This window comes from Limnospira indica PCC 8005 (genome assembly GCF_000973065.1).
GTDB classification, from domain to species: domain Bacteria; phylum Cyanobacteriota; class Cyanobacteriia; order Cyanobacteriales; family Microcoleaceae; genus Limnospira; species Limnospira fusiformis.
This window is the reverse complement of record NZ_FO818640.1, coordinates 5,434,811-5,453,089: the sequence shown is the minus strand read 5'-3', so window position 1 is coordinate 5,453,089 and position 18,279 is coordinate 5,434,811. Positions and strand designations below refer to the sequence as shown.

Below are 18,279 nucleotides of genomic sequence, written 5' to 3'. Positions count from 1 at the left end.
ACTATGACCTTAATTTTGCCGCTATCCCTATTAAAACCTCATAGAGGTCATTACTTTTAGCCCTAAACTCATCAACCTCTATTTCATAGTCGTGAATCTCCAACAAATCTGGCAGCATGGCTTCCGTCGTGTCTTCATCATTCAAATCAAGTTTAGGCTCCTGACCTTTCTTGTTATCCTTTCCAAAACCCTTTCCAGCCCCCCAGTGTTTTTTACCAAACACATTAAACTCAATTGGCAACGTAACCACTTTCGAGATAATGGGAATTCCCAACCCGTCTAAAATCGCCGACGTTCGATAATACAACTTAGCCAAAGTTCTATACATTCTCGTCATTATATAGGCTAAACGAATCTGAATATTTAGCCGGTTGGCGCTATCACCTTTTAACTCAATCAAAAGCTCAGTCTGAGCCTTTAATATTGCCCCCAATGAATTAAACTTTAACTCAATAGACTGGTCGCCTTCTTGGGCTTTGTTAGTATCCTGAACCGTCACGGTAACCGGAGCATCAAAACCATAATTATCTATGGTTTTGAACAGGTCAGACATGATTTCCAAATAATCTTTGTTTATGTGATTTCCCCGTCCCTCTGGTATCATCATATTAGCCGGAATCTGGAAACTCTTATCTAGCAACTTCCTTACCCCTCCCCTAGGGCTTTATGGATTTCCCTAGTCATTTTAATCAAATCGTCACAACATTCTTTATTCATGTCATCCCTTAATATTGGTAAACTTGGCGGTAGCTCTGGTTGATGATTGTTGGCTTCATACGGTAATCGAGTATATTCAACCTGCCATGATGTATACCAATAATACGAATGTATTGCCATTTCAAGATTGGTTTCTGGGTCTCTACCTATGGGAAAGTGAGCAGGACATATTCTGTTTACCCTCGGTGTTATGGAACCACCAGAGAGACTCAAAGATGGAACGGAAGAACATTGTTTTGATGCAAACAGGCGAACAGGCGTTCCGCCTTTACCAAGATTAAAATTCCACTTTAGACGAAAAATATTGGGCGGATACGGGGGCGTACCATTCACCTGAATATGTAAATTCCGAAAATGTCTCGCTCCCGGACCGAGAGGAAAAATTCCTATGCTCTGTATACTAGAGTTTACATCTGTGTTGAATTGGAATTCTAAAGTGCTGACTATATATTCACCAGTGGTTATCCCGTCATCAGAATTATCAAGACGATCTAACATTCCCGAATACAAATCACCCCACCACCCTGATATATACCGTTTTCCAGTAACAAGAAAAAACTCAGCTAATAGTCCTGAATAACCTGGCGGAAAACTAGGTGGGTCAATGCTGGGAGGATTGTTATTATCTTGATCATCACTTGTTTCATTTTCATCTGTCTCCGATGGTTCTTCTATATCATCCTCGCAAACATTCCGAGCAAAAGTGACAGTTTTGCCAAGCATGGTTACGCTCATGGTTTGCTCACATTCCCCAAAGTAAACCGAGACATTAGCATCATTAATGCTGTCGATTGTTCCCCCAAAACCTTTGGGGTTGCCATCCTCATCAAGGTCTACAAATCCACGGGCTGTGCTGCCTATCTTCTCAGCTTTTATGCCTCTCCTAGTTCTACCATCCTGTAAATCTTCAGCCTCTGTGCTTATTTTTGGCTTCATTGCCTGGGCAAATTCAATTATCCCCCCCACATCTATATCAATGTCTCCATCGTCACGGGGAAATCTTACTCGCGCTCTGGGTTTGTCGTCGGCTTCTAGTCTTTTAACCTCTCTTTCTATGACATCTATAGCTTGCCTATAGTTGCGATTCCTTACAATGTCTCTTGTCCTTCGGCTACGTTCCTCTACTTCTCGCATTGTTCGCACTCCTGCCTCAACTCAGGAAATAGTTGCAGCCATCCCTCTTTGGTCAATTTTCGTCCGCCAACAAACCATTCCCGTTCCATTGTCTCTATGGGTTCCAACGAGACAAGTTTAATGGTTTTCCGTTGCTTTAACATGGGAATAGACAGAGGGCGAAAGGGACCGATAAAATCAGACACAAAAGCTTGAATCGGCAACACTTCCAAAAACGGAAAGATAAGGCACAAATGCTCTATTCTTTCCAACCATTGGTCAAGGACAAAACGATAATTTTCGTCTTTGGCTTGGGATATCCTTCTTTGCCTCTCTTCTGGGGAAGGAAAATCAACAATGGTTTTATATTCTTGGGGAACATGAGCCAATGCTTTTAATTCTCTATAAATTAAATATCCTTCCTTTGGGTGACCAGGTAGCAAAAAATGGCGATTAAATATATCCTTATTTGCTGCTATAAGAGATGCTAAGTTGTTATCCCATAGATGAATAGGATGCTCCGCAGGTTCTCCCAATACATCTGACGGATAATTTTCTAAGTCATCTAATCCATAAAAAGCTATCATCATGTGTAAGAACTCTCCATAATTAAAACAGTTGTCGAACCTTCTACCACTTTACCCCATATCGCGTCAGTCGGAATAAATCCTGATACATTACCGGGATAATAAATCTGACCGGGTGGCATTCTGAATGGGTGAGTAGTTGCATTATTTCCCGATGCACCCAACCCCCAAAGCAATTGAGTTTCTCCCTGGTTCTGAATTTCAAAATAAGCACGGTTGGGATTAGCGGGGGCGATTAATATAGGATTAGGTCCGACTGTTATTGTGTTCATCAAGGTATTAGCCGGGCGTTTAGCCATCAGTATCAAATCTAATTCGACCCGATATTCACCCTCTATATAAATGGTATCATAGCCGCGATTAGCACTTATTGAACCGCCGCCTAATATACCGTTACCGTAATCCTTAAAACTTAAACCTAACTGGTCATCTACTCCAAATATTTTTACCTCATTGGCAGTTAAATAAGGGTTGATTAGAGGCACATAAAACCGCCGCCCTCGGTTTTGGATAACCGGACAAGCTGCCTCAACCCAAGGATTTAACGAGCCTTTTCTTCTCAGTAATTGCAAACCAAACTTAGGGTGATTGCTCTCTAATTTCATTAATTTAGCTGCCCTTTCCGCCGCTGAATCCTCTGGGTAAAATTCGGGATAAGGAGAACGAGTAAAACTCGGACACCAAACTGATGCAGTGAGACTTTCTAAAAAAGCATTAGCTCGCCATAGCCACCTGGGGTCAATATGGGCAGAAATGGCAGTAATAGCATCAGAAATATTCCACAGTGTTAACGGATTGCTTGCATAATCACTGACATTACTCTGATTAATTTCAAATGAAAAAGTGTCGGTTTCTGATAAGCGATTTTCTGCCATAGGTTAAGGAGTTAATAAGTATGGTTTGGCGGCGGAAGTCATGCCATTGGTGTAGTCAACAATTACGGGATAGTCGGTTAAGCTGATGGTGCATATTAACGGATATTGTCCATCTCCCCTAACGTTAGGTCGGATAGAAAAATCACAATGTTTTTTGGCGGGTTCGGGGTTTAGTGCGGGGCTAAATTCTGCTATGTGTTGATGTACAACTAAATGCAGTAAAGCACTGGCTAAATTGGTTTGGTCAAAGGGGTAACTACCTATACCGGGTTGAAAACTACCAAAAAACGGATCTACTATTTTAATCGCGCCATCTTCTATATAAGCCTCTAGCTCGTCAATATCCAGGTTGACAACAGAATCCTCTTCATTGAGAGTTAAATCCATAATGTCTTTTCCTGTGACGTTAATCGTCAGGTTTTTTTGCCTTTGTAGCAATCGCCGCCCCATGGCTAAGGTTAAGGCTTCTAGTGTGGTTTCGGAAAAATCGGGATAGACTCCCGGCGTGATGTTCATGTGAGAAAATAGAAGTGGTTACTTCCATTCTACGATAAATGCCTATTCGATTTGCAATGCGTCCTACCGGTGGCGGGGGCGGCGGGGGCGCTTATTATAGATTTTCCAAGTCGGGGACGGTTCAACTGGCGGCAGGGGAAGAGGTGGAAATTATCCCCTCCACATCGTCCCCGGTGAGGCGAGAAATTTCCATCAAGGGGGAAAATCCATTCTCCATCAGATGGGATGGTAGCGATCGCTCATTGCCAGTATTTGAAGATGCGACCTATTTTGATAGCAGCGACGGGGGAATCTCTCTTTTTGCGACATCCGCCACCACCCAGACGGTAGAACTCTGGGTTAGACAGGAAACGGAAATTGATTATGACTTAGGACAAGAATCAGGAGAAATAGACGATATGCCAATGCCGAATTTATCTATTAGACCTTTTATGGGTACAGGAAATCAATCCGTTCACGTACCCAATTTTATAGCTGACAACGCAGATTCGGATAGTAACAGAATATATGACTATCTTTGGTATAACACCTTTTCTAGTGAACATGGAGTTTTAATTTTTCAGTTTGATGTGTTTTTCCCTGGTCAAATGTACAACTTTACCATTAATCCCTCTAACGATTCTTGGCTGCCGCCTGGAGAAGTGATTAAAGTCTTCCTGATTCCACGTGAAATCATGGCAATGGCTTTGACCCAAGTAGCCGTTTACCAGTGGGAACTTTATAGCGACACCAACATGAACCATCTAATGAACTGGGTTAAAGGACATAGTGAAGCGACGACTGTGGAATCCCTAGAAGGTGGCTTTAGTCTTATTCCCACAATGAGTAAGCAGATATTGTTTTTTGACACTTTCCCGGACGAGGAGACCGATCGCTTTTTGTGTAACTGTTCTTACACGCCTAATCTAGCCAACCCCAAAGAGGGTGGAGAATTTACTATCAACCACCTGACTCCCCCCTTCGGTTATTGGTAGATCTACCGGCGGTAAATAAACGATCGCCTTAATCTGAGTTTTCCTAAGATGGGGGGGAAGCGATCGCATTACCGGCTGGCGAACAAATATAGGGGAGGCTGATCCGATCGCCCGCCGCCAATCCCCCAAGTCTCCGAGTTGATTCCATCTGGCTCAGTCCGTCCACTACAATAGGTAAACAGGAAGGGCGATCGCTTAATCCGAGCATCTGGGCAACTGGGGAGAAACCATAGCCAATTACAAACCTATGAAGAAAAACCGAATCGGTCAGGCTTCCATTATCCCCGACGCGATCGCCTACAGAATTCAGAAGCAGTGCAAATATGACTGGCAGCGAACCTTACTAGCAATCTTGATGTACACCGGCGAACGAGTGGGAGCTGTGAGGTTACTGCGAATCCCTGACGTTTATGTTTCCTCAGCTTCCCGTGTTGTCCTGCCAGAAATAACTTTTCGATCCGAAACTCGTAAGCGCGCGGGCGGGAAAGATGGGGGAGTCCGCCAAGTTCCCATTTCCCAAAAACTTAGAGAGATTCTCGGAACCTACCGCATCGGTGGCGGCGAGTTTCTGTTTCCTAGCCCATCTGATATATCCAAGCCCGTTACCGTTCAGGCGATCGATAAGTTCCACCGGTCGGCGATCGCTCGTCTGGGATTAGAAAGCGAGGGCTACTCGCTCCACAGCTACCGCCGCACTTTCATTACCAAGCTCTATAACAAGGGAGTCAATACCAGAACCATCATGGCTATCACAGGTCACAAATCTATGGCATCTTTACAGCGCTACATTGATGCCGATCCTCAAAAAATCCGAGACGCGATTGATGAAATCTAAGGCGGCGATCGCTATCAGTGTTATCCAGGGAGAAATGGGTTGCTGCTATGCTTTGGAGGGCCGAACGCCACACACCGCCTTAGATACTTCCAATTTTAGCGCTAAACTTGGCACTTTGGTATTTTGGACAAAACATCAAATATTCTTACACACGGCAAACGACGCTAACCAGTGTACAGTAGCACTTAGCGCCGTTTTAGGTTGGGAAACGCTCCTTGATTTTTCTGTGAAATCACAAAATTTTTGGGGGTATAAAATCTCCTTTGGGGGAAATCTTAGGACGCGCCGCCGGGGAAATTTCCACCACCCGATTTAAGTGCTGGAAGTTTCTCTAGGATAGTTTCCAGAGACCAGTCCAACTCGATCCACTGTTCTACCTGGTTGGCGATCGCCTTCGCTTTTTCGCTGAGATGAGGACCTGCCAGATAACAAACCTGCTTTTTCCCCTGATAAAGATAAGCGTACTTATTGCCGTTTGTGTCTTGGGATGCTGATTTGGTTTTCCAGCGAACGGTTAGGCGATCGCTCTGGGAAGTTTTCACCGGTGATAAATTTTCGTCACCCTGGGTGACGGCTACCCATCCTAGATATTTAACCTTGCCCTGTTCGCGCAACCTTTCCAGAGACTTAATCACGCGGGATTGTAGGAGTCCAGTAGCTTGGCTAATTTGCTTTATAGCAGGCCCCGCTGATTAATTGTCTAGGCGGGGCTTTTTATTGTTCAAAGTTTGAAGATAGGATAGAAGCTGGGTTTCTTCTCTGGGAGGCACGCGGACTGCATATAGCAGCGACCCGCTTCGGGTAGAGGGCGAGACCTATCGCTCCCGGAAGGCCTCGTCAGTTAATTTTCCCATTGTCTGAGAAATCCTGAAAGTCTGTCTTTGGGTATACAGTGCGATGGAAATTTGGGTATACAATTCTATCTAAAACTGAGTCCCATAATGCCACTGTGCAGGTATCACATAAATAATTCGGAAACCCCAATCTTAGTATTTTTTTAAGATTTGGTGTAAAATCACCAAGAGTAGCTTCTCATACACCTATTGCATCTCGGAACCTGGCTCATCCTAGGGGTCTGCTAATTGGGTCTAGCTGAACCGAGAAACGTTACAGGGTTCGGTCAGTCGTCGTTTACGGAACAAAATTAGTGGCTATGAATGATTTGGATGCCTATAGGAGGCAGTTAGTTCCTCCAATCAATATTGATGAGAGTATCGTGGCGAGGGGTAATTCTTGTAGTGAGAATGATTCGGCACATGGTTTAAGTGTAGAGATGATAGAACACTTGAAGTTGTTGGCAACAGCGGTTTGCTGTGCTGATGATTCTGTGGTCATCACTACGGCTAATCTGGAATTTCCTGGACCTGCAATTGTGTTTGTCAATAAGGCATTTACTAGAATGACTGGTTATGGTCCCACAGAGGCGATCGGTCGAACTCCTAGAATTTTGCAAGGGGAAAAAACAGATCGCACGATTTTGGAAAGGATGAAACTGGATCTTAAAGATGGAGGGGTGTTTTATGGTCAGACGATTAACTATCGCAAGGATGGAAGCGAATTTGTCAATGAGTGGCATATTGAACCTATATATAACATAACGATCGCCAACAGATAACACACTATTTAGCTATTCAAAGAGATGTGACTGAACGCCAAAATCAACATAATCGCCTAATCTACGAGGCTAACCATGATAGCCTAACGGGTCTATATAACCGAGGTTACTTTATAACTGAACTTCAGAAAGCGATAGACCGTACACAAAACTGTCAAGACTATTTGTTTGGTCTGCTGTTTATGGACGTCGATCGCTTCAAATTGATTAATGATAGTTTTGGACATCAAGCCGGAGATCAACTACTGATTGAAATTGGCGATCGTCTACAAAGCTGTATCCGTCCCCAAGATATTCTATCTCGGTGGGGAGGAGATGAGTTTGCTATTATAATTGATGATATTCAAGACCTGTCGGAAATTTCTCAACTAACTAATAAAATTCAACAGACCATCAAAAAACCCATTATTTTGGGGGAAGACCACCTAGAAACTGTTACCAGTCTTAGTATTGGTATCGCTCTGAGTAGTATGGGGTATAATTGCAGTGCAGATATGCTCCGCGATGCTGATACAGCCTTATATAGAGCCAAAGACCGAGGGAAGGGAAGTTATGCAATTTTTACCCAAGCGATGCACCACCGAGTCCGACAGCAACTACAGCTAGAAACGGATCTGCGTTATGCTCTCAAACGTGAGGAATTGCTACTTAACTATCAGCCAATTATCTCGATGAAAACTAATCGGATTGTGGGTTGTGAAGTCCTGCTTAGGTGGGAACATGGGACTTTGGGTTTGATTTCTCCAGAGCAATTTATTCCTATGGCTGAAGAAACTGGGTTAATTGTTAAGATGGGAGATTGGGTAATTGAACAGGCTTGTATTCAGGCTAAACAATGGGAATGTATTTATCAAGACGCACCGCCATTTTTGAGCGTTAATTTATCGACCAAACAACTAATAAATCAGGGAATTGTCGAAAAAATTAAGGAGATATTAGAAGCCACTAAATGCTCTCCTGAATTGATTAGGTTTGAACTGACAGAAACGGCGATCGCTGAATCGACAGAAGTGGCGGTTACTACTCTCCGAAAAATTAAAGATTTGGGGATTAGATTATGTATAGATGACTTCGGAACCGGACATTCCTCCCTTAGTCGTCTCTCATGTTTTCCTATTGATACCCTGAAAATAGACCGCTCTTTTATTCAGGGGATGAGTGCTTCGGAACATCAAACTAAAATCGCCTATGCTATTGTGAAGCTGGCTCAGTCCCTGGGAATGGAAACTATTGCGGAAGGGATTGAAAACTTAGAACAATTTTGCCAACTCAAATCTTGGGGATGCGAATTGGCTCAAGGGTTTTTGATGGCTCAACCTATAGCGTCAAAAATTTTCCAAGAAGTTCTTAACCAAAACCTGATTTACCCCCTGGAGTGCTAATGACCGCTGAATTAATTGTTAACAACTATCCTGAAGATTTATTAAACGCCTATCAAACGGCGATCGCTGAGTTACGTCAACTCAAAAATGAACTTCGTCAAACTCAGCAAGAATATGGGGAACTGCGAACCATTATCGATCGCACTAACCCGGTTAGTATGATTGATAAACATGGGACGGTTTTAGATGCTAACCTACCCTTTATTGAAATGTGGGGTAAGTCTTGGGAACAGGTGATTAATCACCCTCACCCCTTGTTTGACTCCCCTTATTATTCCCCTAATTTTTGGGAGCAATTATGGTCAGTTGTCAATCAGGGTAAGATTTGGGAAGGAGAAATTCAACAACATATTGCTAACGGACAACATATTTTGCTAAAAACAACTATTGTTCCTGTGGAAGCACCATCGGGATTATCTCCTTCTCGCTATTGGGTAATTACCAATAAAGATGAAACTAGACCTCAGATAGAAGAACAACTGCTTCAGTTGTCCTGGGTGGCGACTCAGACTGATAATGCTGTAATTATCTGTGATTGTGATGGCTATATTGAGTGGGTTAATACCGGATTTGTAACTATTACCGGATATTTCTTTGATGAGGTACGAGGTCGCCAGTCTGGTTCGTTTTTGCCAGGTTCCGACACTAACCCAGATACCGTCTGCGAGATTGCTAAAGCACTCCAACAACATCAACCTTATCAAGGAGAAATTCTTAACTATAGACGCAATGGAGAATCTTATTGGTTGTCGATAAGTATCAATCCTATTTTTGATAAATTGGGAAATTTGACTAAGTTTATTGCTGTGGAAAGTGATATCACTGAACGTCAAAAAATAGCCTCGGCTTGGCGAGAAAGTGAGGCGAGAAATCGCAGCTTGATTGAGGCTATTCCTGATTTGATATTTAGGATAAATTCTCAGGGGATAATTCTTGACTACTTCCCGCCTAAAAATTGCCCCAATCCCGGTTTACCACCCCATATTGTGGGACAGAAAATTGATGCGGTTTTTTCTCAAGATTTGGCTGAATGGACGCGCCATTATTTGACTCAAACCCTCAACACTGGACAAATTCAGCAGGGAGAATATGTGCTATCGGTTTCGGGTAGATATCACCATTATGAGGCGCGTTATGTCCCTAGTGGTGAGGATCAGGTATTGGCTATTGTTAGGGATATTAGCGATCGCAAAGCTATGGAAGTTAGCCTTAGACTGGAACAAATACAACAACGCCAGAAAGCGATCGAGTTAGCCAAAACTCTACAAGAATTAAAACGCACCCAAGCACAATTAATTCAGGCTGAGAAAATGTCCGGTTTAGGACAAATGGTCGCAGGGGTGGCTCATGAAATTAATAATCCTTTGGCGTTTATACATGGAAATTTAATGCACCTAGAAACCTGCATTAAAGATTTAATTGAACTGGTGAAATTATATCATAAAAACTACCCAAAACCTAGGGAAGAAATTATCGATTTTGCTAAGGAAGTAGATTTGAAATTTATGCTTGATGATTTACCTAATGCTTTGGATTCAATGAAGTTGGGAACTACCCGAATTCAAGATATTGTTGTCTCTTTAAGAAACTTTTCTCGCCTCGATGAAGCTACCCGCAAGGCTGTAGATTTACATGAGGGTATCGAAAGCACTTTACTGATTTTACAAGGTCGCATGAAAATGCACCACGGTTGTGAAATTAAAATGATTAAAGATTATGGCGAATTACCTAAGTTGGAATGCTATCCTAGTCAATTGAATCAGGTATTTATGAATATATTGGCTAATGCGATCGATGCATTAGCCACTCAACCAGACCCTCGGATAATTACCATCAAAACTACAGTGGAAAAAGCTAAATCTCCAGACCAGCTAGACTCGGTTGTTATTAAAATTGCTGATAATGGTCCGGGAATTCCTGAATCGATCCAAAGACAGATTTTTAATCCCTTTTTTACTACTAAGCCTGTGGGTCAGGGGACGGGTTTGGGATTGTCTATTTCTCATCAAATTGTAGTCGAAAATCACGGCGGAAAGTTGCAGTGTAATTCCCAGGTAGGTGGCGGCACAGAATTTGTGATCACCCTCAGTATACCTGAACAGCAAACGCCTGTTACTCATTAATCTCTGGGAAATACTAAATTTTTGTGAAATTTTAGGCGATTGACCATAATTTTCCTATAATGGACAATTAGGCTTTTTAGACATGATTTGGTTATGCAATATTACTTCACTGGCTTTATTGTTCTTTTCTTCCTGGTTTGCTATGGCTACAGTTACGTGATTGTCAAATTGGCTAAGGATCGCGGCGACCAATTTTTGCTGTATGGAATGCTGGGGGGGTTATTTGGGTTTATGGCTTTTTGTGCGGCGGCGGTTCCATTTTTGCATTGGGTGTTTGACTAATAAATAGGAGTGCATTAAATGCCACAATGGCGGGTGGGGTGTTATAGTTTTTATGGTGAATTAAAAGGCGATCGCACTCAGCCTATAATTTTGCTATTACATGGCTTTATGGGAAATTGCCGAGACTTTGACCTGGCTATATCCTCCCTTCCTGATGATTTCTGCTGCTTAACTATTGATTTACCAGGACAAGGAAAAACTCAGGTATTAGCAGGAGATGAAGCCTATAAAATCCCAGCGATCGCCTCCGGTTTAATTGGTCTTTTGGATTACCTGAAAATTGATAATTGTGTCCTGGTTGGATATTCTATGGGAGGTCGTTTAGGACTCTATTTGATTTTACACTATCCTACACGATTTAAGCAAGCAATTCTGGAATCAGCATCGCCGGGACTGAAAACGGAAATTGAGCGATCGCAGCGACGTTTATCAGATGATAAAATAGCCGATCAGTTACAAAATATCCCTTTTGAAGACTTCCTCAACTGGTGGTATAGTTTACCCCTATTTACATCCTTGAAAAACTCGCCCATTTTTGATAAAATTATAGGCGATCGACTCCAAAATAACCCCAATCAATTAGCTAAAATTCTCATTAATTCGGGAACCGGAAACCAGCCACCACTCTGGGATAAGTTATCTCAAAATCAGATACCTTTACTATTATTAGTGGGAGAATTTGACCATAAATTTCAACAAATCAACCGAGAAATTACGGATTTATGTACCTTCGCAACCATGATCATAGTTCCCGGCTGTGGTCATAACGTCCACGCCGAAAATCCCAGAATTTGGGGAGACTTAATCCTTGATTTTATTGTCTAAATATGATAATTTTTAACAAAGCCTTAAATAACCAGGTATGAAAACTATTGCTATTTACCATAATAAAGGTGGAGTAGGTAAAACCACCATCGCCATTAACCTAGCCGCCAGTTTACAAAAACAAGGTCACAAAATACTACTTATCGATTTAGACTCTCAAGCCAACTCTACCTTTGCGACTGGCTTAATGAAATTTTTATTTGTGGAAGATGATGATTTAAGAGATCGCAATGTTTCCCATGTTATCGAATCAGGTGATTATGACTTTATTCCCGATGTCGTCAGAAAAACCGACGGATTCAATCACCCAGAAATTGATGTCATACCTTCCCATATTAACTTAATTCAAAAGCAGTCTAAACTGAACCAAGTTGCATCTTATAAAACCCGTTTAGTCACCAAGCTAAAACGAGTTGAAGAAGATTATGATATCGTGATTATTGATACTCCTCCATCGCGGGATATTTATACAGAAATTGCCTTATATGCTGCGGATTATTTAATCATCCCATCAGACTTAAAACCCTTTGCTAATCAAGGATTACCTACCGTCTTGGAGTTTATTAGTCAAATTGATGAATTTCGCGCCTTAATTGGTAAAAATAATTTAGAAATCTTGGGAATATTGCCATCCAAAATATCCACCAACTCTAAATTTTTAAATTATGTCTTTCCCAAGCAAAAAGAATCCCTGTTAAATTCCCATAATTTACCGATTATGAATAGCATAATCTTTGAAAGAACAGTTTTGTCTCAATGTACCAACCAGACTATAACTATGGGAGATTTAGAGATACCAGACCCCAAATCTGTGCTAGAATTTGCGCCAGATTCACCAGCGGCGATGGAATTTGTACAGTTAACAGAGGAAGTTTTAGAAAAGTTAGGTAAATAAATCATGATCAGATTTTTCTTAGTGGATGTTAAAAGCATTAATTCCAATGTCCCTCGGTCTAATTTTTCGGAATCTGAATTAGAGGAGTTAGCCGATAACATTTTAGAATGTGGGGGAATTATCAAACCCTTAATCCTGAAAATGCAAGGGTTAGAAAGTTATCAAGTTATTTCAGGGGATTTAGAATATTATGCGGCGGTCAAGGCTAGGGAAAAAGACCCCCGCGAAGCTGAGATGGTTAATGCTTTTGTGATTGCTGAGAAACATGAGGCTAAGGTATTAAAACAGGTCGAGTTAATTGAGAGTTTTACGGTAACTCCTAGTTTGATAAATAATCAGATAGGGGAAACCCTAACATTAACCACATCTCCATCTCCTAATTTAGAGTCTCGGTTAAATAATCTTGAACAACGACTAGAAAACTATGTGATTCAAATTCAGCAGGAATTGAGGGATTATCAACAACAAAATGAACGGCGATTTAAAGCCATAGAATCTGCCCAACCTTCCTCAATGAGAGAGTCAGAATCGCCAAATCAACCCATTATTAACCCCCTCGATTTATTCAATAGTTTGACTCAAGAGGAGTTATTTAGGCGATTGAATAGGTCTAATATTAGTAATGCTAACAACCTAGCTAAAGGCATTTTTGAAGCCAGGGAAAAACTGGGTAAATTCACCAATTATCAACAAGTGATTGCTAGTGTTAAGGGTTTAGCGGACAAAACGATGATTAAAATTATTGATGCTTGGTCTAGTTAAATGCAATTCAATGACTATTAAATTTAACTTTAATAAATACTCCCGTAAATTTAAACAGCCTTTAAAAACTCATCACGGACTCTGGGAGGTTAGGGAAGGGATTATTATTGAGTTAATGGACGAAAGGGGTAAAGTTGGCTGGGGAGAAATTGCGCCTCTTAGTTGGTTTGGGTCGGAAACTCTCAGGGAGGCTATGGATTTTTGTGAAAGTCTACCTGGGATAATTACAGAAAATCTGATTTTTTCGATTCCTATGAGTCTCCCAGCTTGTCAGTTTGGTTTGGAGTCTGCTTTCACTGAATTACAGGGAAATGATAAGGAAATACCTAAGCTAGAAAATAGTGGACTGCTTCCCACAGGAAAAGCGGCTTTATCTGGTTGGGAAGATTTAGTTAATAGGGGATATAAAACTCTCAAGTGGAAAATTGGGGTTGATAGTATTGATAATGAGTTGAATTGGTTGCAGATATTAGCCAGCCAAATGAGTGAAATTCAAGGGTTATCGCTGCGACTCGATGCGAATGGTGGGTTAAATTTTTCGGAAGGCGATCGCTGGTTAGATATTTGTGATAGAATAAACCTCGGAGATACTAGCTTTAAAATAGAGTTTTTAGAGCAACCCCTAGGTGTTAATGAGTTAGAGGGAATGTTAGCCTTAACTAAGGGTCATTTAACCCCCATAGCCTTAGATGAATCTGTAGCGACCCTCACCCAAATCAACCAATGTTATCAACAAGGTTGGCGAGGTATTTTTGTGATTAAACCAGCTATAGTAGGTTCTCCAAAGCAGTTAAGGAAATTATATCATAGCTTAGGGATTGATGGGGTATTTTCTTCAGTATTTGAAACCGAAATAGGTCAAAAAGCGTCACTAAAATTAGCCGCAGAATTATGTCAATCTAATCGCGCGGTAGGATTTGGTATTAATCACTGGTTTGTCGATACTGATTAACTAAGAAATGATTAATCATCCCATAATGATCACATTTTAAACAGATTTACCCTCACACAATTCCTCAAGCATATCAACAAGTTTAACTGCATTTTGATAATATACTCTAATTATTACTGCTGTTTATAACGCATTTTACATTTTTCATTGTACATTTTCAAAAGCATTGATAGCTTGACTGAGGCGACTTTGCACAATAGATTTCTCAGTAGTACGCGAACTATTGACAGTTACATCTAGGAAATTTTGACTCTTTAAAAGATGTTGATAATTAGTATTGAGTGATTCTTTATCATTAATCAACCCTTTTTCTAATCGACGAGCTAAACCCACCATAATACAGTCAAAAACTGCTGCATTAATCTGATTTTTCGGTTTAAAAGCTCGACCTCCCCAAACTTCATAAGCAGTTTCAATAGTGCGAATAAAAACCAGTTGGATTGCTGATTTATCATACTTCTTCAAATAGCGATTTTGACCCAGAAACTGATTTAAAAAGCCTTTCATAGGTTTTTGATAGTTATCACCCTCAAAATAGAGAGCCAGAAAACGCAAAATCATTTCCTGATCTCGCATACGTTTATCAGGTTTTGGGGAACCATATATATCTCGCCAACACTGATGATAATTAAGTTCTGCTAATAAATTATTAAACTCTCCGTGATAGATACAGGCGCGAATTTCTTGAGGTTTTAATTGTTGACCACCGGTATTAAGTCGCTCAAAAATATAGTAAATACTGCTATTATCATCTGAGGGTTCATCCTGTTTAACAATGGTAGCAGGTATAATTGAATCATCGAGTCTACGTCTATCCTCTTCTGACAGAGTTTGATAAGTTAATCCGTCAAACTCATCAGCGACTTTGGTTAAGTAAAATTCCCTTTGATTAGGTTCAAAAACCCCATCATAAAAATATTGAATAGTCTTTAACCTTTGTTGACCATCAATAACTAGAAGTTTTTGAGTATCTTGTTCTTTAGCGAGAAAAATTCCCGGTACTGGTAGACCCAATAATAGGGACTCAATAAAACGAGATGCTTCTCTATGGTCCCAGACATATCCTCGTTGAAATTGTGGTACATATATGCTGCCATTTTTCATCCGTTTAACTAAACTATCAACCGGATAATCAGCACCATAACTGGTTATTGAATACTTAAAAGTAAGTAGTTCTTCATCACTATCTTCTAAATTTTGGCGTGCGGTTTTTGGCATATATAATTAGTTAGATATTTGGTGTAGTAGAAGTTATTAATATGCTAAAATCCTACCACTATTTTCCATGAGATGAAACCTAAAATAATGGTGGCTAAATGTTGAGGTAATAAGGTTTTGATAGGTTGGCGGGCAATTTTTTGTGTGAGTAAAATGGCGATTAATATCCCGGATAATAAGGTGGTTCCCTGTAAAAACTCAATGACGGCTGGATGAGCAACCCAAACAGGGAGACTGGAACCATCTAAGCCAAAAGTAGCAAGGGTAACTGGTAAAATTCTGCCACCTTCTGCTAACCCTAGCCGTAGATAATGAGCCAAATTAATGGCTAACACAAAGGGAAGTAAACCATAAGCTAACTCGATAAATTTACGAGGCTTTCTTGGGGAAATTAAACGATAAATCAGATCAGCGAAACCGGGAATTATAGCAGGTAAAGCTAAGACTACGGTTGACAGGCTTAAATGTATCCAGAAATTATCTAAATTTAGGCTAAAATTAAAATACTGTTGTAGTTGGGGTAAATGATGCAAAAATACGGCATTTAATAATAAAAATAGCAAAGCTACTTCATAGGTGCGAGGTATATGAGTAGTCCATAATTCAATTCCTGGGGGTCGCAAATTGACCTCGACTGAACGATGAGGACAGGCTTTTAAACAGGTCATACACAATACGCAATCTCGATTCTCTTCTAATTGTGCTGGGTGAGAATATAAAGGACATCCGGCTGTTTCCATTCCTTCGCCTTTTTGGGGTCCTCCTTTATAGCATTGGTAGGTGTTGCATTCGGCTGAACAGGTTCCCTGCTGTGCGCGTAATTCGGTGATGGCTAATTTGGCAAACATCCCATTCATACCGCCAATAGGACAGAGATAACGACACCAAAAACGCCTTTCAAAAATAGCTGAAAAAATAATGGCTCCGGCGGTAATGAGTAGCAATAAACAAGCTGATAAATAGGCAGTATTTGGTAAATCCCACAATTCTTCCCAGAGTAAAATTAGGGTGAATAAACCGAATAAAAACCACCCTCCCCACTTTTCGGCTGACTGTCTCGGCCATTTTTTTAATTGACGCGGAAACAGCCAGAGAGATAGTTTTTGGGTGATTTCTCCGTAAATCATAAAGGGACAAACTGCACACCATACGCGACCTAAAAATGGGAAGATTAACAAAATTAATGGCCACCACCAGGCCCAAAATAGGTTGAGAGCGAAATTTTGCGATCGCGTTTGAGGACCGAGGAATAAAATCGCCACGACGGCGGCAAAAACAGCTACAGTAAAGCCATAATTAATCCGATCCGGCCACCAGGGACTTCTGAGAAATTTGCGGAATTTCGGATAGGTATTTAATAAATTAACTCGGAATTGCTGCTTTTTAGTTTGAGACGGCCAAATAATTTCTTCGGTGATTTCTGTACAGCCTTGAAGTTGAACGATCGCTCTTTCTACGAGGTTTCGTAATTCCCGCAAATTATTGGGAAAATCATAAGCTTGTAGTCGTCGCAAGGCTTCCGGGGTCATCTGGACTCGGTTAATACCTTTATTCCGACAAATCAGGCTAATATTATAATTAACCCAATCGCCAATATCAGATTTTCTTACCCTCAAAGGTGGCACTTTAATCACGGTTTCGACTAAGGTTTCAATCTTAGCGACCATCTTTTCTGATATAATGATTATCCGAGCTTGAGAAACTTTAGCATTGACGGTTTCAGCGGCCCCTTTACTGACCGGAATATAAGTTCCTAGTTCTAATAAATTTGAGATGGCGGGGATTAATTCTGGGGGTAATTCTTGGATATTATTAAATATTAAAGTTCCCTTTCCCAAGGCTTCAATTAACCCAGATTTTCCCCCTGTCCGTCCGAATAAATCTGCGCCACTGGTTTGGAGTTTAGAACAATTTACTTGAATTACTGGTTCTCGGCGGTCATCAGACCCAAAATGAATCAAAGCTGCTAAGTTGTCTTTTTCGATTCCTGGTTCCCCAAAAATTAGGACGGATTTACGATTTTTAGAAGCCTCTTTAATTTGCGATCGCAACCTCACCGCATAACGACTTTTTCCGACAATTCCCCGCCGCGCTCTCGGAATCAAATAGGGTTGTAAAATTGCTAACCTTTCCTGCTCATAAACCAATTGAGCGGAAAGTTCCTCTACTTCTTCGGCTAATTGCTGAGAAAAGGCTTGATTGATTTCTGGATAGGCTTCTACCAACTTTTGCAAGTCTCCAGCCTTCATCACCCAAAATTGACAATCTGTTCGGGTAATTAATGTTTGTTGAACTGGATTATTTAACAGTAACGATTGCAGATTAATAGCCATTCCTGGTAAATACTGATCGGCCTTGGGTGCGTCTGAGTTTTCCAAATCACCCGATCGCAAAATATAAAGCCGATCTGGGGAAGTTCCTTTAGTCACCACGACGGTATTTATAGGAATGGTGCGTTCTTCCAGTTGAGGTGCGATCGCCTGTAATATTTCATCATCCAGGAGGCTCAGTGCAGTTCTTTCCTGCAACCATTGCACCAGATCAGTTTGATTCATGGTTTCTCCCTGGATAACTTTCACCGAAAAAGTTACCCTAAATTATAACACAG

The 18,279-nt window shown here is 41.0% G+C and carries 17 protein-coding genes and 1 pseudogene; 10 read left to right on the top strand and 8 right to left on the bottom strand.

Annotated features, from left to right (window positions below):
• Window position 1: 1 nt before the first annotated feature.
• The 4 genes and pseudogenes from XZ46_RS34790 to XZ46_RS23995 form a co-directional block, all read right to left on the bottom strand.
• A pseudogene (locus tag XZ46_RS34790) lies at window positions 2–1,851 on the bottom strand (hypothetical protein).
• Window positions 1,839–2,420, bottom strand: a complete 582-nt coding sequence (locus XZ46_RS24005) for a hypothetical protein (protein WP_008053406.1) — start codon at window positions 2,418–2,420, stop codon at window positions 1,839–1,841. Before XZ46_RS24005 ends, XZ46_RS34790 begins: the two are co-directional and overlap by 13 nt.
• Window positions 2,417–3,292 (bottom strand): hypothetical protein, encoded by an 876-nt coding sequence (locus XZ46_RS24000; RefSeq protein ID WP_048895281.1) that lies wholly within the window; start codon window positions 3,290–3,292, stop codon window positions 2,417–2,419. The genes XZ46_RS24005 and XZ46_RS24000 overlap by 4 nt, the downstream gene beginning before the upstream one ends.
• Window positions 3,293–3,295: 3 nt before the next feature.
• A complete protein-coding gene (locus XZ46_RS23995) occupies window positions 3,296–3,808 on the bottom strand; it encodes a hypothetical protein (protein WP_048895280.1) in 513 nt (170 codons plus the stop codon).
• 38 nt (window positions 3,809–3,846) lie between these two features.
• Here XZ46_RS23995 and XZ46_RS23990 point away from each other — a divergent pair, with 38 nt between their 5' ends.
• Entirely contained in the window at window positions 3,847–4,782 is a 936-nt protein-coding gene (locus XZ46_RS23990; protein ID WP_048895279.1) for a hypothetical protein, read from the top strand.
• A gap of 43 nt (window positions 4,783–4,825) precedes the next feature.
• Here the strand turns inward: XZ46_RS23990 and XZ46_RS35605 are convergent, their stop codons facing one another.
• On the bottom strand, window positions 4,826–4,990 hold the full coding sequence (locus XZ46_RS35605) for a hypothetical protein (RefSeq protein WP_164468735.1): 165 nt from the start codon (window positions 4,988–4,990) through the stop codon (window positions 4,826–4,828).
• A 39-nt stretch (window positions 4,991–5,029) separates the two neighbouring features.
• On the opposite strand from XZ46_RS35605, the gene XZ46_RS23985 reads away from it, so the two are divergent.
• The gene (locus XZ46_RS23985; protein WP_008053265.1) at window positions 5,030–5,617 is read left to right on the top strand and encodes a tyrosine-type recombinase/integrase; all 588 of its coding nucleotides are present in this window, start codon (window positions 5,030–5,032) and stop codon (window positions 5,615–5,617) included.
• A 275-nt stretch (window positions 5,618–5,892) separates the two neighbouring features.
• On the opposite strand, the gene XZ46_RS23980 is transcribed toward XZ46_RS23985, so the two are convergent.
• Window positions 5,893–6,252 (bottom strand): hypothetical protein, encoded by a 360-nt coding sequence (locus XZ46_RS23980; protein ID WP_008055348.1) that lies wholly within the window; start codon window positions 6,250–6,252, stop codon window positions 5,893–5,895.
• Between the two features lie 518 nt (window positions 6,253–6,770).
• Between XZ46_RS23980 and XZ46_RS37075 the strand changes: the two genes are divergently transcribed.
• The 8 genes from XZ46_RS37075 (at window position 6,771) to XZ46_RS23945 (ending at window position 14,453) form a co-directional block, all read left to right on the top strand.
• The gene (locus XZ46_RS37075) at window positions 6,771–7,232 is read left to right on the top strand and encodes a PAS domain-containing protein (protein WP_228116627.1); all 462 of its coding nucleotides are present in this window, start codon (window positions 6,771–6,773) and stop codon (window positions 7,230–7,232) included.
• 26 nt (window positions 7,233–7,258) lie between these two features.
• On the top strand, window positions 7,259–8,614 hold the full coding sequence (locus tag XZ46_RS23975; RefSeq protein WP_228116409.1) for a putative bifunctional diguanylate cyclase/phosphodiesterase: 1,356 nt from the start codon (window positions 7,259–7,261) through the stop codon (window positions 8,612–8,614).
• Window positions 8,614–10,737, top strand: a complete 2,124-nt coding sequence (locus XZ46_RS23970) for a PAS domain-containing protein (RefSeq protein WP_006623577.1) — start codon at window positions 8,614–8,616, stop codon at window positions 10,735–10,737. Before XZ46_RS23975 ends, XZ46_RS23970 begins: the two co-directional genes overlap by 1 nt.
• 93 nt (window positions 10,738–10,830) lie before the next feature.
• Window positions 10,831–11,019, top strand: a complete 189-nt coding sequence (locus XZ46_RS23965; protein WP_006669528.1) for a hypothetical protein — start codon at window positions 10,831–10,833, stop codon at window positions 11,017–11,019.
• A gap of 18 nt (window positions 11,020–11,037) precedes the next feature.
• Window positions 11,038–11,844, top strand: coding sequence for a 2-succinyl-6-hydroxy-2,4-cyclohexadiene-1-carboxylate synthase (menH, locus tag XZ46_RS23960; RefSeq protein WP_008055351.1), 807 nt, complete (start codon window positions 11,038–11,040; stop codon window positions 11,842–11,844).
• A gap of 37 nt (window positions 11,845–11,881) precedes the next feature.
• Complete coding sequence (locus tag XZ46_RS23955; protein WP_008055353.1) at window positions 11,882–12,739, top strand: ParA family protein; 858 nt, start codon at window positions 11,882–11,884, stop codon at window positions 12,737–12,739.
• Window positions 12,740–12,742: 3 nt separating this feature from the next.
• Window positions 12,743–13,501 carry a ParB N-terminal domain-containing protein gene (locus tag XZ46_RS23950; protein WP_006669532.1) on the top strand — a complete coding sequence of 253 codons (759 nt, stop codon included), beginning with the start codon at window positions 12,743–12,745 and terminating at the stop codon, window positions 13,499–13,501.
• A 10-nt stretch (window positions 13,502–13,511) separates the two neighbouring features.
• Complete coding sequence (locus XZ46_RS23945; RefSeq protein WP_008055355.1) at window positions 13,512–14,453, top strand: o-succinylbenzoate synthase; 942 nt, start codon at window positions 13,512–13,514, stop codon at window positions 14,451–14,453.
• 144 nt (window positions 14,454–14,597) lie between these two features.
• On the opposite strand, the gene XZ46_RS23940 is transcribed toward XZ46_RS23945, so the two are convergent.
• Both XZ46_RS23940 and XZ46_RS23935 read right to left on the bottom strand, forming a co-directional pair.
• Window positions 14,598–15,671 carry a DUF262 domain-containing protein gene (locus tag XZ46_RS23940; RefSeq protein ID WP_008055357.1) on the bottom strand — a complete coding sequence of 358 codons (1,074 nt, stop codon included), beginning with the start codon at window positions 15,669–15,671 and terminating at the stop codon, window positions 14,598–14,600.
• A 44-nt stretch (window positions 15,672–15,715) separates the two neighbouring features.
• Window positions 15,716–18,226 carry a sigma 54-interacting transcriptional regulator gene (locus XZ46_RS23935; RefSeq protein ID WP_008055359.1) on the bottom strand — a complete coding sequence of 837 codons (2,511 nt, stop codon included), beginning with the start codon at window positions 18,224–18,226 and terminating at the stop codon, window positions 15,716–15,718.
• Window positions 18,227–18,279 lie beyond the last annotated feature (53 nt).